The sequence below is a fragment of the Chitinivibrionales bacterium genome (assembly GCA_035516255.1).
Lineage (GTDB): Bacteria > Fibrobacterota > Chitinivibrionia > Chitinivibrionales > FEN-1185 > FEN-1185.
In genome coordinates this window covers 92790-108749 of sequence record DATJAL010000031.1, presented here as the reverse complement: position 1 = coordinate 108749, position 15960 = coordinate 92790, and the positions used below count along the sequence as shown (strand labels likewise).

Genomic DNA, 15960 nt, shown 5'->3' with positions numbered 1-15960 from the left:
CAATTATCCGAGTTTCGATTTCAGGGTGTCGAGCACTTCTATCGCCGCGTCGGCGTCGCCGTCAACTTCGACCTGAAAACCGCGCAGGCCGTTTATCGAAGAAAGTTTTTCAATGGTTTCGAGCGCGATTTTGATCCCTTCCCCCCTGCTTGCGCCTGATTTTAAGCCAAGCCGTGCGAGCATTGCGTCCGGCACCATGGGCAGGGGGCGCTTTTCCGAAAACGCCTTTGCCGCTGCAGCGTCGGTGAAAATTTTTATTCCCGCGATAAAAGCCGCCTTTTCGTGCAGCCCCCGGTTCGTCACCTCTTTCCACCAGGCATTGAACCGTTCCAGGTCGAACACCGGATGGGTGACCACGAACTGCGCGCCCACGAATATCTTCTGGGCCAGGCGCGGAAGCTGCAAATCCATCGGATCCGCATACGGAGAAACAACGGCCCCAAGGCAATACGATACATCGCCGTCGATATTTTTCTCGCCCACGATTTTTGCGTTTTTTTTAAGATCGTGCAGCGTTTGGATCAGCACGGTGGCATCGATGTCAAATACGTTCTTGGCCGCCCGGAACGGCAGCAGGGTCTGGTGCGTGCCGCTGGTGCAGAGCACGTTGCGCACGCCGAGCGCGCACGCGCCGAGGAAATCGGAAACGAGCGCGGCACGGTTGCGGTCGCGCGTGGCCATGTGGAGAATGGGCTCCACGTTTTCCGCTGCCAAAATCGAGGCGGCCGCCACTGCCGACATGGTGATGGAGTCCTTGTTGTCGCTCACGCCTATTGCATGGACCTTTCCGGAAAAACGTTTCGCAACGGCGCGCACTGCCTGCCCGTCGGTCGAGCGCGGAGGCGCGATCTCGGCGGTCACGAGCGTTTTTCCCGATTCGATCCGTTTCTGCAGGTTGGTCTTGTCTTGTTGCATAATTTCAACTTTCTTATGATTGCGCCGCAACGGCGGTTCCCGCAATGGTGCGGACCGCGTCGCCGATGATTCCTTTCAGTCCTTCAATCGTCACGCCGGCCTTGCAGTGCGCGATGCCGGCCCGTTTCGGATCGAGCCCGGCCTCGGCAAGAAGCCGCTGCACGGTTTTCACGCGCATCTCGGCCCGGTAGTTGCCCTGCGAAAGCGTGCATTCGCCCACGGGACAGGTGATCACGAAGATCCCGCCGACATCGCCCTCAAGCGCGTGCATCATGTATTGCGCGTCGACTTTTCCGCTGCAGGGAATCTCCCTGATACGCACATGAACACCTTCCTCATTCCACTGGACCGGCAGCTTGCCCCCGGCCGGAACGCAGTTTTTGCAGAGAAAAATGATGATGCAGGAAGGCTTCTTATCCGTCAATGATTTTTCATTCGCGGCAGTCATGCGTCACTCCATGGAGGCGCTGCGCCGTTCCATGGCCGCAACGTCCTTGAATGCAGCAAAACTTGATATCTCCTCAAGACCGGACAGCGGGCTCAACTCGACCGGAACGCCCGCCTCGTGCAACGCCGCGATCGGGTTGAGCCCGTCGATGGTGATCATGCCGGTCCGCCCGTCACCCACCGGAACGTCAAGAAGGGGCCGGTTCGGCGCGCCCACGGCAAGCACGCCGTGGCAGTTGACATCCTGCAACTTCGCAACGAGCTTCTTTGCCGTGTCGATCGCGGCCGACGGGAACTCGCGGAAACTGACGCAGATGACGCCGCGGCCCGTCTCGGCGCAGCGGTTCACGGTCGTGAAGTTCGCCTTGATAAAAAGCTTGTGCGGATCCACCGAGGTGCCCCGGTATTCGATGATCTCCAGAAAACGCTTCGGCGCGCCGTGTTCCATTTCGACCAGGCCGCCGAACCGTGAGACCACCGGGATGCCGGCCTTGAGAAAAACCCCGTTTATGATGACGCTGCAAATCGTCATGATTCCGGTTTTCCCGCGAGGCACCGCAGGATCATCGGTCCTGAGCGCGATACGGTCGCCCATGCTCAGACCTGAGGTGAATACCGGCTGCATAAGATGAAGGGCGCGGGGTAAATCAATTTCATTGATAAAGGCGGTGTTTGCGGGAACGGTCCCGCTTGCAGCATCGGGATGAAATGACATGCGGAAGCCGAATTCGTCCATCTTCGAGGTCACGAACCCGACCTTGGTCATGACGGTCTGGCAGGCCAGTTCACGCCTGCCGTTTTCGGTGATCAGCCGGCCCGCGCGCTTCGCCACGAACCGGGTGAGCCCGTCGCGGTCCATTTTTCTCAAATGGAAACGGATGGTGCGTTCCTGGAGGTCGATCCCCGTCCCCTGGAGCATGCTCGAAATTTTTGACGCGCCGGCCGATTCGCCGAGCTCTTCAAGCGCCTTGAGAATCGCCAAACGGGCCCGGGAACTGCGCCCCGATGCAGCGTGTTCTCTCTCAACCGTATGAGCCGTCACTCCACCCATATTCCCTTAAACCGATATACTATATAGAAAGGGTCGATTTTCAAGGTATTCAAAATAATTATTGCCGTAATATGGCCGTAAAAATAATGTTTTTTTGCAAACCCGGCTTGTTTAAAACGGCATTGTTGCCGTATGACGTCAAACTTGGAAGGAAACATTGATTTTTTGGATTTTGAAAATTTACAAATTAAAATTCATTTACCGGCGATGTTGACAACCTTTTTTTGACAAAACGGACTCACGGATTGAAGAGCGACCGGGCGGCATTGATCAAGCCTTGGCCGTCGAATTTTATTTCTTTCCATTTAAATTTCTTGTATGGCTGAAAACCCATTGCTCCCTTTTCCTTGCATTTTACGCTTCCTTCCATCTATATTGCCAAAAAGCAAGATTGTGCTGGTTATGACCGGTCCATCAAACCTGAGCCGTTCGCCCACAAGGTGCCCAAGGATCGTGAGGGCAGCTTATGCAATTATTAAAAAGTAAAATACAAAGCCGCTACTGGCGAAACCCCAACAGAACCGCGGTGAAAACCAGGCTCGCTGCGATCCTCGTGGCAGGAACTCTCTTTGTAATGATTCTCATGATTTATCCCGATTCCTGGTGGCCGGTCAAGCAAAAATCCACCGGCAAAATCGTCGAGGTCCGCGAGATGCCGCCGGGAGGGACAGTACCTACCTCGGACAGCACCAACCGCGACCTGGAATATTTTTATTTTTTCCCCGCAATCGCCGGCACCCCCGCCAAATTACCCGTCCTCATCGTCGTTGGCGGACTCAATGCCAAAGGTCATCACTATGTCACCGGGCATTGGCGCGAATTCGCTAAAGAAAACGGGTTTGCCATTGTCTCGCCGTCGTTTTGCTTCAACGAAGCGGATTGGCAAAGGCAAAGGAGCTATCAATTCCCGGCGGTGTGGTCGGGACAGGCCATGAATGACATTCTCGATTCGCTTGCCAAAAAGGGGCCCATTGACAAAAACAGACTTTATCTTTTCGGCCATTCGGCCGGCGCGCAATTTGTCCACCGCTTCGCTCTGCTGTATCCGGAACGGTGCAGGGCGGTTGCGGCGCACGCGCCGGGCGGAGTGACCTTGCCGGAAGCAACAGCGCCCGTCAGATTTTTGATCGCCGTCGGGCTGAACGATACGCCGGAGCGCGTTGCGTGTGCCCGTCGGTTCGCCAAGGCGTGCGGAGAGCACGGCATTCAGATTGATTTAAAGGAATTCCCTGGCATCGGCCACCAACTTACCGGCGAGGCAATTCAGATGTCGTTTGATTTTTTTGCAAGGGTTAAAAAAGAAGAGCAAAAACCATGTTTTTCGGGGAACGGCGGCAGTTGAAACGGCATTATGACCGTATTCTATTAAATCAAGGCAAATGCGTCGATCCTGCAGAAATTAATGTTTTACAAAATGATAATTAACAAATCGGATGAATTCACCGCACGCAGAGTAGAAAAAAAATAGAGTTTGAAAGTAACGGATAAATATTTGTCTTCTTCCACCATGGAAAGCTCGCACTGCCGCAATCGTATCACCATCCATTAACAATATTCTTCTCTTCATATTTTCTCCCTATCCTAATTCAGGAGAAGGCGGATGGGGTCAAAACATACACACATACCTGCGGACTCTTTGCTATTTTTCACCCCTGAATTTACAGATGGATTCCCGATCAGGTCGGGGATAACAATAGTAAACAAAGAAAATTATAATGTTAAAACAAAAAGTCCGTTGACAAAAACTCCGACTTCCTCTCCCGCGTGATCTTTGTAATCAGCTCCCTGTTCGCCGGGTTCAGTTTCGCCGCGACCAGGGAGCGTATCGAAAACACCCTGAGCGCGTCGGAAACCGAGAGCGTGCCTTCGGCCGAGTCCTTTCGACCCGTGAACGGAAAACTGTCCGGCCCGCGCTGGCACTGGGAATTGATGTTGACGCGGCACACCTGGTTCACCATGTGGTCGATAAGGCCCGCCATGACGCCCGGGTCGCGTCCGAAAATGCTTATCTGCTGGCCGTAGGGGGAGTTGAGGATGTAGTTGATCGGCTCCGCCGCTTTCTTAAACGGAACTATGGGAATAACCGGGCCGAACTGTTCCTCTTCGTAAACACGCATTTCCTTTCTGACAGGATAGAGGACCGCGGGCGTGAACATCGACTCAAAGATTTTTCCGCCGTTTTTGTTTCTTACTGTTGCGCCCTTTTCCATTGCGTCTTTTACCAGCGAATCAAGGTATGCCGGCTTGCCGGGATCAGGCAACGGCGTAATGGAAACGTCATTGTCCCACGGCATGCCAAGACCGAGCGCCTCTACCGCCTCTGAAAAACGCCTTACGAATTTTTCCGCGATGCCGGCATGGACAAACAGGATCTTCAGCGCGGTGCACCGCTGTCCGTTGAATGAAAGCGTGCCGGTGGCGCATTCCTTGACCGCAAGCTCGATGTCCGCGTCCCCAAGAATTATCGCGGCGTTTTTCGCGTCAAGCCCGAGCACGCACCGCAAACGGTGCGGACGCGGGTGCCGCTTCTTGAGAATCCCCGCCACCCTGCTCGACCCGATGAACGCCAGCACGTCCACCTTGCCCGATTCCATGAGCGGGCCGATCACCCTCTGCCCTTCGCCGTACACCGTGTTCACCACGCCGGCCGGGAAAGAATCCCGAAACGGCTCGAGCAGCGGCTCGTGGAGCAGCACGCCGAGCTTGGGCGGCTTGAACACCACGGTGTTCCCCATTATCAAGGCAGGAACGAGCGTGGTGAACGTCTCGTTGAGCGGGTAATTGAACGGCCCCATGCACAGCACCACGCCCAGCGGCGCGCGCCTGATCTGCGCCGCGATGCCCTGCTCTATCTCGAACCGCGACGACTTCCGGTCAAGCTCCTTGAGCGCCTCCACCGTGGCCACTATGTATTCAACGGTCCTGTCGAATTCCTTTTCCGAATCCGCAAGGCCCTTGCCTATTTCCCACATGAGCAGCTTCACGATGCCGGCGCGCCTGCTTTTCATCAGACCGATGAACTTTTCAACGTGTTCGATGCGCCTTGCCGTGCTCATGGTCGGCCATTTGCCGCGGCCGTTGCCGTAGGCCTTGACTGCTGCGTCAAGAGCGGCCAGGGCCTCTTTTTCGGTTTGCTGGGGATAGGAGCCGATGATTTCGGGAATTGATTTTCCGTTTTTATTTATATAAATGGGTGACTTGACTTCGCGGAAGGGGCCGGGCCATTTGTGGAGGACGCCGTTTATCAAGTAGGATTTCTGGTTTAGTTTTGATGGTAATAGGTGTTGGGAGGGAATGTCATTGCGAGAAGGGAATTTGAATTCTTTGGATGATGTGGAGGACATTGGGTAACCTTTCTATTAACCTATATTCTGTATTTAAAAATAAAACCTGGGCGCCCCGCGGCTTTGCCGCGGCGACCCTCCTTCCGGGCTCGGCTATTCGCCTCGATGCCGGACCGCCCTATGCCTGCGGCCGGGTCGGCCGGCATTGCGCTCTAGCGCACCCTGCAGTCCGGCCTGGCGCCCGATTAAAGATAATTTTGCGTATTTGTCATCGTCCCGGAGGGACGGAATATTTATAGAAAAATATTTAAATTTTATTCGAAGTCCCGTCGGGACGATATAGAATTTTCTATGGACATTTGCAAAGCTTGCAATAATCTTCTTTAATAGCTTTCCACATCTGATCCATCCCGACAGCTTTAATAAGTTGCGGTCTATATTCATAATATTTCATTTTTTTATTCTCAAAATGACAAATATTATCTCTCAATAAAATGTAGGCATATTTTACCAAGTCCTTTTTTATTTCTTCTTTAACGACATCATATGTACTATTGCATATTCTTTCCATATCCTCTTTTTTTATCTTTTTGCCATTTTTCTCGTGAAGAGTTGAAATCCTTATTGCAGCAGAAGCCAAATGACACCATTTAATAAATTCGGTCTTCTCGCCACTTTGGATGGATTCAAATAGGTCGAGGTATAATTTCGCACTATCGAGCAATTCTTGGGTTTCTCGATCCATAATTCTTATTCTTTCTCCACCACTACCTTCCTCACCCTTTCGCCCTCCTTCACCAGCCACACCCCTCCCGCCGACATATTTCTTACTTTGTCAATTGCAACTCCGTCAAGCGCCGCCACCCTTCTCCCCCTCACATCAAACCACTCGGCCTTTCCGCCCTTGATCGCACCGTTTACCTTTACTGCGGGTATCCCCATCCTCACCGCCACGTCGGAAGTCCCCTTTAGCAATACGGCCGTGACCGAATATGCGGGCAGGTCGAGCGAAAAAGCGTTTCCCGCCGGCGTCACGGTCTTTTTCTTGAGCGCGTTGTTGGTTTCGGAGACGAACGTTTCACTGCCGGTTGGCAGGCTCGACAATTCAAGCACATTGTGGGCGGCCGCATTTGGCGTGAAATGCGCGAGGGTGACGTGCGCGGTTTGCGTTGCCGCATTGTCGCGGTTGATGAGGATCACGGTGCACGAGTCGCCCGTTGCATTGACGGACGAGTATGCCGACACGGTGGTGTCGAGGTCGCTCGTGCTTTCCACGCGGATGGCTTTGGCGTTTTTAGAGAACAGGTGCAGGGTCTCCCATTGGCCGTAGTTCCAGTACCAGGGCGTGAAGATCTCCACGCCGTGGTCCGCGAACGTGCCGAGCTGGGAGCCGTACCACACGGTCGCGAGCGAGCCGTCGATGTTGATGCCGGAGATACCGGTCTCGGTCATGCTGATGGTCACGCCGTGGTTCGCGCCGAGGTACTGCGTAAACCAGTCCTCGCAGCGCTTGAAGATGTACTGTTTTTTCCTCGACTCGTCCCAGCCGCTCGGATATGCCTTTGAGCCGTTCGCCCACGGCCAGTCGTACGTGGTGTCGTACCAGATGCGGTGCAGCTGCGTGACGTTGTGCTCGTCCGCGGCATTGCTGTTTGCGTTCTGGTAAAAGTGAAAATCAAGAACGTCGAGCAGCCGCAGGCCGGACGCGGCCTGTTCCTGGGCCACGCGCATGATGAAATATTCCATCCACGGGATGCCGCCCACGAAATGGTTGTTCCAGTTCCACCACTGCCACTCGTTGGTGAACACCGGCCCAACGATCTTGATTCCCGGGAACCTCTGGCGCGCCAGCTTTGCGACCGCGAAATACTTGGCGAGATAGGTCTCGACGGGAATGGTGTCCTTCACCACGTCGTCGTGCGTGCTGTTCCACACCTCGGGCTCGTTGTCCATGTTCCAGTAGCGGAATCGCGAACTGTCGAGTCCGAGTCCGCCCTGCGCAGCGGGCTTGAACCAGAAGTCGAAAACGGCCGTGGTCGAATCCGGCGGCCAGTCCATGAGGTACAGGTTGGGGTCGCCGTCATGCGGGGTGGGCGTCGGCCCGCCGCCGCCCGCCCAGTTTTGGGAGGCGTTCGAGCCGTCGCCGTTGTCCGGATAATTGTGCTGGGTGTTGCTCGCCGCCTTCCCCAGAAGCTGGAGCGTCCACAGGCCGCAGGTCTGCGGGAGCCGCTGCACTATGCTCTGCGAGGCGAAGTCCCAGTCGTGCGGGTAAACGTTGTTGTACCAGTCCGGGTGCGAGGTGAGCTTGCGGCGCCAGTTGTACTTGGTGGAATTGTTGCCGCCGCCGTCGCGCGTCATCCTGAGGCCCGCGTCGTTGTACAGCGTCACGGTCGCGGCGGACATGGGCGCCGACGGGTCGTCCGACACGTCGTTGTTGCGTCCGTAAATGTACGGCGATATGGCGCGGCGGCCCTTGGAGAGGTCGACCTGGATTTCGACGGCAATGCAGAAAGATGAAAAGAAAATGACGCTCATGACGATTTTTACAATCGCGGCTTTTTTCATGCGGTCTCTCCTATCAATTTGACAATGGAATTATGGTATACTTGATGAATATAATATCCAATTTGGCAATTAACTTTGCTTGAAAAATATTTGCCTAAGGACCGAAGAAAACAGTCAAAGAGAAATCCGTATCATTCCGCTTGCAACATCAACCTTTCAACTCCAACTATTTATTATACATTTTTGTACCATCTATTAATTTTAATGCCCTATGCCCGACGAAATCGCCACCCGGCTCAGCTTCAACGGCCTTGCAACGCTGTACCGTATCGCCCGCCTCCTCAGCACGCCCGGCGACCTCAAGGCCACCATGGAAGGCGTGCTTGACATTCTGGAAACGCACGCGGGCATGAAGCGCGGCATGATCTCCATTTTGCACCCGGAAAGCTCCGAGCTCAGGGTCGACGCGGCCAAGGGCATCCCTGAGAGCGGAAAACTGCGGGGGAAATACAAGCTCGGCGAGGGCATAACGGGAAAGGTCGTGGCCACCGGCCGTCCCATCGCCATTCCTAAATTGCGCAACGAGCCCACCTTCCTTGACAAAACAGGAGCCCGCAAAAACCTCAAGGACACCGACCTCGCCTTCCTGTGCGTGCCGGTCAAGTCGGGCGACGAGGTGGTGGGCGCGCTCTCGGTCGACAAGGTGGCGGTGCAGGACGCGGTGACGCTCGAGGGCGAGCTGCATTTCCTCGAGGCGGTCGCCGACCTCGTCGCGCAGACGGTGAAGGCGCGCCGCAAGCAGCAGGAAAAAGTGGAGGCGCTCGAGCGGGAAAACCTGGAGCTGCGCAAGACGCTCGAGGAAAAAGGAAAACCCGGCCGGATGATCGGCAACAGCGGGTCCATGCGCGAGGTGTACCGCCAGATCGCACAGGTGGCGCCCTCCCCGACTACCGTGCTCATCCGCGGCGAGACCGGCACGGGCAAGGAGCTGGTCGCGCGCGCGATCCACGAAAAAAGCCCGCTCGGCAGCGGGCCGTTCGTGGCGGTCAACTGCGCCGCGCTCCCGGAGTCGCTTTTGGAAAGCGAGCTGTTCGGCCATGAAAAAGGCTCGTTTACCGGCGCGCTTTCCAGGCGCATCGGGCGGTTCGAGCTCGCGAACAACGGAACGCTGTTCCTCGACGAGGTCGGCGAGATGTCGCTGCCGGCGCAGGGCCGGCTCCTGCGCGCCATCCAGGAAAAGGAGATCCAGCGCGTGGGCGGCGGCGAGTCGATCCGCGTGAACGTGCGGCTGATCTGCGCCACCAACCGCGACATCGAGGCAGAAGTGGCCGCGGGCCGTTTCCGCGACGATCTCTACTACCGCATCAACGTGTTCACCATTCTCCTGCCGCCGCTGCGCGAGCGCGGCGCCGACGTGCTCCTGCTCGCCGACTATTTCGCCAAGAAATACGCGACGCTGAACGGCAAGAAGATCGAGCGCATTTCAACGCCGGCCATCGACCTGCTGTCCGCCTACCACTGGCCGGGCAACGTGCGCGAGCTGGAGAACGTGATGGAGCGCGCCGTGCTTGTCGCATCGGAAAACGTGATCAACGGCCGCGACCTGCCCCCCACCCTGCAGATGAAGGAGCCGGGCCAGCAGGGCCCGCGCAAAAACGATTTCGACAGCATGGTGGCGGCGTACGAGCGGGAAATCATCACCGACGCCCTGAAAGACGCGCGGGGAAACCAGAGCAAGGCGGCTGCCATCCTCGGCACCACCAAGCGCATCATCCAGTATAAAATCCAGAAGCTGGGGATCGATTACCGGCGTCTCCGCGGAACGAATTAAAAAAAAATATTCACCGCAGAGACGCAAAGTTCGCAAAGAAATCCATTGCAGAATTTTAGATCACTTTTTTCTTCTTTGCGTTCTTTGCGCCTGTGCGGTGATTTTTTTTACCACGGGGTCGGGCCGCCCGAGGAGCCGCCCGTGTTGCTCGGGGAGGGTTTGGTGCTCGCCGCATCGGGCACGGCCACCACCCGCAGGATCACGCTGCGCGAGATCGGCATTTCCACTCCGTCAACGTTCAGGTGCATGATGGTCGCGTCCACCACGCCGAGCGTGCCCCTGAGCACCGAGCCGTTCTGCAGGTACACCTCCATCATCCTGCCGGAATAGGTGAAGTTCATCAGGTCCTCGTAGCTCACGGAGCCGGGATACGCCTGCGCGGCCGCCGCCGGGGCGCTTTGCGCCGGCGCGGGAGAATATGCCGGAGCGGTGGAATAGGTGGTCGAGGCGGAATAGGGCGCCGAAAGAAGGGTCCGTTCGCGGACAAAGCTCTTTTCGTAAATGTACCTTCCCCCGTTGTCAAGCCGAAAGGTGATGGACGACTCGTCAACGCCCTCGAGCGTGCCGGTGATGAAGTCGCCGGTTGACATCCGCAACTGGTATCGGGCGCCTATAACGTAATCGGACGGCGGGTTGGCCGGCGTGGAAATGACGGTCACCTTGGTGGGCGGCGCGGTGTTTGACGCCGGCGCGGGCGCGCTCGACACCTGGATGCTCGCGTACCACGACCGCCACGCCTCGGGCGTGTTTCCCGGCGAAACGCCGGTGATGCTCGACAGCGCGCACGCGGCCGCGTTGATCCTGAGCACGACGTAAATGTCGGCAAGCGCCGACACGATCCGCTGGCCCGAGGTGCGCTTGTCGTGGATGTCGGTGTAGGCCGAGGCCTCGACGAACTGCTCGCAGCGGCTGAGGGTCTGGTATTCGATGAACGGCGACGAAAGAATGAACTTGTTTTTCGCGCTGAGCGTATAGGTCGACACCCAGTCCTCAAACTTTCCCACGCCCGGGCCGTACTGCGCGTTGGCGATGATAGCAACGTGCTCGGCCCTCGGAAACACCTCGATGAGGGCCGGAACGGCCTCCTTCGCCGCGGGGCCCATGTCGGCCAGGCTTATCGCGGCCCTGATGCTCTGCTTGATCGCCGCGAACGACGCGTCGTCGGTCATTGCCACGCCCGCGCCCTGCGGATTGAACCGCACCTGGGCCGCGGCGGCCTCCTGCGTGCGGTACAGCGACGGTCCCTTGCGGATGACGTCGATGAGCTGGGCCACGCGGTCGGCGTCGGAGGAGAAAGCAGGATTACTTATTGTCAACATCATTGATGAAATGACGGCAATGAACAGCAATGATCGATTGCGAAAATTCATGATGAATCGCTCCTGTTTGATTTTGATATCCGCAAATAAAATAATTTTCTTCCCCGAAGGGGCTGAGGAATCTTATCCAGGATTTCCCATCCTGAGATAAATATAATCAACGAAGAAGAATAATGTTCTGATGCAATGCGATTTTTTATTCCCCTATTCCGGCACCTGCACCCTGTTCTCATTGATAAAATTATACAGCGTTGCCCTGCCCACCCCGAGCATGCGCGCGGCCTTTGCCTTGTTGCCGCCGCTTTTTTCGAGCGCGTGCTCCACCGCCGGCAAGGACAATTTCGGTTTCCGCCCCGCTTTTCCCGCGCCCTCAAGCTGAACACCTTGCTCTGCGAGCGGCATGCTCGCAATGATTTCCGGCGGCAGGTGCGCGGCCTCCACGACGCCGGCGCGGCATTTCACCATTGCGTATTGTATCGCGTTCTGCAATTGGCGCACATTGCCGGGCCAAGGGTAATTGACGAGCACGGCCATGGCATCAGGCGAAAACCGCATGTTTTTTCTATTGAGCTTTTCCGACACCTGCGCTAAAAACGATTCGGCCAGCAGCGCGATGTCGTTTTTCCGCTGCCGCAGCGGCGGCAGGTCGATGGGCACCACCGCCAGCCGGTAATAGAGGTCTTCGCGGAATTTCCCTTTGACAACAAGCTCCTTGAGGTTCTTGTTCGTGGCGCAGATGATCCGCACGTCGACCTTTTTCGGCTTTTCGTCGCCGACCGCCTCGAACGTGCCCTCCTGCAGCACGCGCAGGAGCTTCACCTGCGTGGCCGGCGGCAGTTCCGCCACTTCGTCGAGGAACATGGTGCCGCCGTCGGCGAGCTCGAAGCGGCCCTTCTTGTCGCGTATCGCGCCGGTAAAGGCGCCTTTCACATGGCCGAACAGCTCGCTCTCGAGCGTGCCCTCGGGCAGCGCGCCGCAATTGACAGGAACGAATAATTTCTCGGCGCGCCCGCTTTCGGCGTGAATGGCGCGCGCCACGAGCTCCTTGCCGGTTCCGCTCTCGCCGCTGACCACGACCGAGAAATCGCTTTCGCCCAGATCGCGGATGAGGTCGAAGATGAGCTGCATGGCATAGTCCTGGCCGATGATCCCGCGATATTCGCTGGTCTGCGAAAGCTGCTGTTGGAGGTGGCGCCGCACGCGCGACCTGTCGTTGAGCGACGCGATCACGCCCACGGTTTCCGCGCCGTCGTTTTTAAGGGGCATGCGCGTCACCTCGAGTTCCACCGCAGCGCCGTCGCGTTTCTTAAGCGTTGTTCCATACGGAAGACGTTCGAGGCGCGCCAGGGAGCCGCTCACGCCGTCGAACGCGCACGCGGGTCCGCACAGCGACGGTCCGAACACGTCGTGGCAGTCGCGCCCGAGCACCTCGGCCGGCGAAAAGCCGGTCAGCCGCTGCGCGCCGCGGCTGAAAAAGAAAATCTTTCGCCCAAGGTCGTGCGCGATGACGCCTTCGGTAAGGCTGTCGAGCATGTTTTCGGAATTTTTCTTTTGCCTGATAAAAGCGGAAAAATAGCCGCCTGTAAAGAGGTCGGAAACACGCCGCTCAAGATCCCGCGCGGTCTCAAGAAAGCGGTGTTCCGGCGGCGCATCAGTTCCGTCTGCGTCCTCAGGATCCTTGACGTCCCAATGGATGGTTGCGGGCGCGCCGGGGAAAACGGGGCACCTTCGCCTGGCTTTGTCGCACACCGTCACGACAAGGTCGAAGGCCATCGTGCCGAGATCCGCGACAGATTTTGACTTCTGCGAAGAAATGTCAAAGCCCAGCGACGACATGGTGCTTATTGCGAGCGGATGGAGGGAGGTAGGCTCAATCCCTGCGCTCGCGACCGTTACGCCAGCAGGGGCTCTTCGGCGGGCAAACGCCTCAGCCATCTGGCTCCGGCAGGAATTATGCGCGCAAAGAAAAAGAACGCCTCCCATTATTGCGCCTTTGTCGCGGAAGGTGAATGGAGGAGACGGGTTTTCAGCTTCGTGCCGGCCTGGCCCTTTACAGAACGCGCAGGGCCTTTTTTGGCGGCCTCATGGTATTCCGCCATCTCGTTCCGCACCTGCGGAATCAGCCGGGGGCTCACGCTGAGCGAATGTATTCCTATGTCAAGCAATCGCGCGGCAAAGCCCTCCTTGCCCGCCATCTCTCCGCAGATGGAAAGGTCCCTGCCCGCCTCGCGCGCGGCGGACACCAGATCGGTTAAAAGGTCCCACAGAACGGGATGCTCGGGATTATAGTCGGCCGAGACCTGCTCGTTGTTCCGGTCGACCGCGAACAGGTATTGGATCAGGTCGTTCGAGCCGATGCTGCCGAAGTCGACGAGCTTGAAGATCCGCCGCGCCTGCATGCACGCGCTGGGCACCTCGAACATGGCGCCGAGCTCAACGTTTTCGGCGGCGCCCGGAACCGACGCCAGCACCTCGCGCGTGCCCTCCACCAGCATCCGTATTTGCCGTTCGTCAACGACCATGGGGAACAGGATTCTTATCCTCCCGGTTTTCGCCACGCGGCCGAGCGCGCGTACCTGGTCGCTGAAGATGTCCGGGTTGCCCAGCAAAAACCGCGCGCCGCGCCATCCCAGGTACGGGTTGGACTCCTTCTGGATCCGCAGAAACGGGAGCGGCTTGTCGCCGCCCACGTCGAGCAGCCGGAACGTCACCGGCCGCCCCTTCATCTCGTCCACCACCTTCTGGTACCGGCCGTGCTGCTCGTCCTGGGTGAGCAGGCGGTCCTCCTTGATGAACATTATTTCTGTTCTGTAAAGTCCTATGCCGTCGGCCCTGAGGTGCGCGGCCTGCTGCACGTCCTCGAGGATGCTCGCGTTCGCGAGCACCGCCATGCCGGGCGGGGTCACGAGCGAGATTTTCTCCCGGGCCTTCACATCGACGACGGTGATCACCTTTTTCACCAGGTCGTGCGGCGGGTTGAGGTACACCCGCCCGCTGTCGCCGTCCAGAAGCACGTGATCTCCGCATCTGACAAGTTCCATGATGCCGCGCACGCCGGTGACCGACGGGATGCCGAGCGAACGCGCGATGATCGCGGCGTGCGACGACACGCCGCCGTGCTCGGTGACGAACCCGCGCACGCGCTCGAAATTCATGTGCGACATCATGTCGGCCGTGAATTCCTCGGTGACGATGATCCGGTTCGTGCCGCGCTGGCAGTGTTCCTGACCTTCGCAGAGGAAGCCGCCCTTCTTCATTTTCAGGTTGTCGAGCAGCCGCCGCCGGATTTCGACGATGTCGGAGCCGCGCTCGCGCATGTATTGGTTGTCCATGACCTTGAACTTTTCCTCGTAGGCGCTGAACACCTCGAACACGACGGCCTCGGCGTTTTTCTTCTTATCACGGATCCCCTCGCGTATCTGCCGTACGATGGCGGCATCGTTCATGATGTGCTTCTGCGCCATGAATATCTCGGATTCGACGTTGCCTACCTTGTCCGCCACGTTGATGGAGATGCTCTCCAGCTCCCGGGAACTCTCGGCGAGCGCCGCCTCAAATCGCTGCAGCTCCGCCGAAAGGTCCTTCTCGGCGATGGAATATTCCTCAACCGCCTTATGGAGTTCCGATGCGTAAAGGCAAGCGGGCGCCAGTACTTTTCCCGAGGTGATCGCGAGCCCTTCAAAAACTTTTTTCGCCATACGCATCACGCCGCTTTCCAAAGATTTCTGAAATCAACCATGCCGGCCCTGCACAGCGAAAAGTCGCAGCGCACCGGGTCGTTTGGGTACACGGTTTTCAATGTTGCAGTGATTTCCTCGGCCATGCGCCAGTCAACCGATTTTCTTTTTGTCAGTGCCAGTCTTTTTGCCAGCGCGGCGACATGAGTGTCCACGGGCATCACGAGCTTCGAAGGAGAAATTGATTTCCATGCCCCGCAGTCAATCCCGTCATCCTCCCGTATCATCCACCGCAAAAACATGTTCAGCCGCTTGCAGGTGCTGCCCGCGGCCGGCCTTGGCAAGAAAAAATACATGCCGGAAGGCCTGTTTTTAAGAATTGCGGCGGCAACGGCACGCATGGACAGGACAAATTTGTCCAGGGCTTCTTTTATTGTATTCTCGGACTTTTTCAGGCCTTTTACGAACAACGCCTCAAGCGATCCGTAATGCCCGGTCGCTACAGCGCAGCATTCGAGCAGCAGCGCGATATCCGTTCCGGTATTGAACCTGTGTTTAATGCCGGAAAGGAGTCTCATTTTTTCACGCAGCGGAACAGCAGTGGAGAAATCATAAATTTCGGTCCCCGTGATCCGAAGCACTTTTTCAATGCTGTTTCGAATCTGCTCCACCCTGCCGTAAGAAAGGGACGAACACAGAAGGCCGCCGATTTCGATGTTTTGTTTTCCTACGAACCGATGGACATACTGAACCGGATCAAGATACAAATAATATGGACAATGAAAAACCGTGTAAATGTTGTCCAACTCAGCCTTAAGTTGACCGCTCATCAAGGTTGCATCCTTCAGATAAAAAATACATTCCTTTTCGTCTGTTTCTTATTTTATTAATTACGGCTGAAGCGCTTGATAAATTTGAGCGGCACAAACGG

Annotated in this window: 12 protein-coding genes; 2 read left to right on the top strand and 10 right to left on the bottom strand. The window is 57.0% G+C overall.

The window, feature by feature from the left end; all coding sequences use genetic code 11:
• Nucleotides 1–3: 3 nt before the first annotated feature.
• Genes VLX68_09735 through VLX68_09725 form a run of 3 tightly spaced genes read right to left on the bottom strand, consistent with a single transcriptional unit; the run spans nucleotide 4 to nucleotide 2344 of the window.
• Nucleotides 4–915 (bottom strand): methylenetetrahydrofolate reductase, encoded by a 912-nt coding sequence (locus VLX68_09735; protein HUI92514.1) that lies wholly within the window; start codon nucleotides 913–915, stop codon nucleotides 4–6.
• A 13-nt stretch (nucleotides 916–928) separates the two neighbouring features.
• Entirely contained in the window at nucleotides 929–1363 is a 435-nt protein-coding gene (locus tag VLX68_09730; protein ID HUI92513.1) for a hydrogenase iron-sulfur subunit, read from the bottom strand.
• A 3-nt stretch (nucleotides 1364–1366) separates the two neighbouring features.
• Entirely contained in the window at nucleotides 1367–2344 is a 978-nt protein-coding gene (locus VLX68_09725; protein HUI92512.1) for an NrpR regulatory domain-containing protein, read from the bottom strand.
• Between the two features lie 535 nt (nucleotides 2345–2879).
• Here VLX68_09725 and VLX68_09720 point away from each other — a divergent pair.
• On the top strand, nucleotides 2880–3755 hold the full coding sequence (locus tag VLX68_09720) for a PHB depolymerase family esterase (GenBank protein HUI92511.1): 876 nt from the start codon (nucleotides 2880–2882) through the stop codon (nucleotides 3753–3755).
• A gap of 376 nt (nucleotides 3756–4131) precedes the next feature.
• On the opposite strand, the gene VLX68_09715 is transcribed toward VLX68_09720, so the two are convergent.
• The 3 genes from VLX68_09715 to VLX68_09705 form a co-directional block, all read right to left on the bottom strand.
• Nucleotides 4132–5661 (bottom strand): NADP-dependent glyceraldehyde-3-phosphate dehydrogenase, encoded by a 1530-nt coding sequence (locus VLX68_09715; GenBank protein HUI92510.1) that lies wholly within the window; start codon nucleotides 5659–5661, stop codon nucleotides 4132–4134.
• 385 nt (nucleotides 5662–6046) lie between these two features.
• A complete protein-coding gene (locus tag VLX68_09710; protein HUI92509.1) occupies nucleotides 6047–6502 on the bottom strand; it encodes a hypothetical protein in 456 nt (151 codons plus the stop codon).
• The gene (locus VLX68_09705; GenBank protein HUI92508.1) at nucleotides 6448–8262 is read right to left on the bottom strand and encodes a glycoside hydrolase family 44 protein; all 1815 of its coding nucleotides are present in this window, start codon (nucleotides 8260–8262) and stop codon (nucleotides 6448–6450) included. Before VLX68_09705 ends, VLX68_09710 begins: the two co-directional genes overlap by 55 nt.
• A gap of 211 nt (nucleotides 8263–8473) precedes the next feature.
• Between VLX68_09705 and VLX68_09700 the strand changes: the two genes are divergently transcribed.
• Complete coding sequence (locus VLX68_09700) at nucleotides 8474–10033, top strand: sigma 54-interacting transcriptional regulator (protein HUI92507.1); 1560 nt, start codon at nucleotides 8474–8476, stop codon at nucleotides 10031–10033.
• 107 nt (nucleotides 10034–10140) lie between these two features.
• Here the strand turns inward: VLX68_09700 and VLX68_09695 are convergent, their stop codons facing one another.
• The 4 genes from VLX68_09695 to VLX68_09680 form a co-directional block, all read right to left on the bottom strand.
• Complete coding sequence (locus VLX68_09695; GenBank protein HUI92506.1) at nucleotides 10141–11403, bottom strand: hypothetical protein; 1263 nt, start codon at nucleotides 11401–11403, stop codon at nucleotides 10141–10143.
• Between the two features lie 153 nt (nucleotides 11404–11556).
• Complete coding sequence (locus VLX68_09690; protein ID HUI92505.1) at nucleotides 11557–13335, bottom strand: sigma 54-interacting transcriptional regulator; 1779 nt, start codon at nucleotides 13333–13335, stop codon at nucleotides 11557–11559.
• Entirely contained in the window at nucleotides 13335–15050 is a 1716-nt protein-coding gene (ptsP, locus tag VLX68_09685; GenBank protein HUI92504.1) for a phosphoenolpyruvate--protein phosphotransferase, read from the bottom strand. Before ptsP ends, VLX68_09690 begins: the two co-directional genes overlap by 1 nt.
• 5 nt (nucleotides 15051–15055) lie before the next feature.
• On the bottom strand, nucleotides 15056–15859 hold the full coding sequence (locus VLX68_09680) for a TIGR02757 family protein (protein HUI92503.1): 804 nt from the start codon (nucleotides 15857–15859) through the stop codon (nucleotides 15056–15058).
• Between the last annotated feature and the right edge of the window lie 101 nt (nucleotides 15860–15960).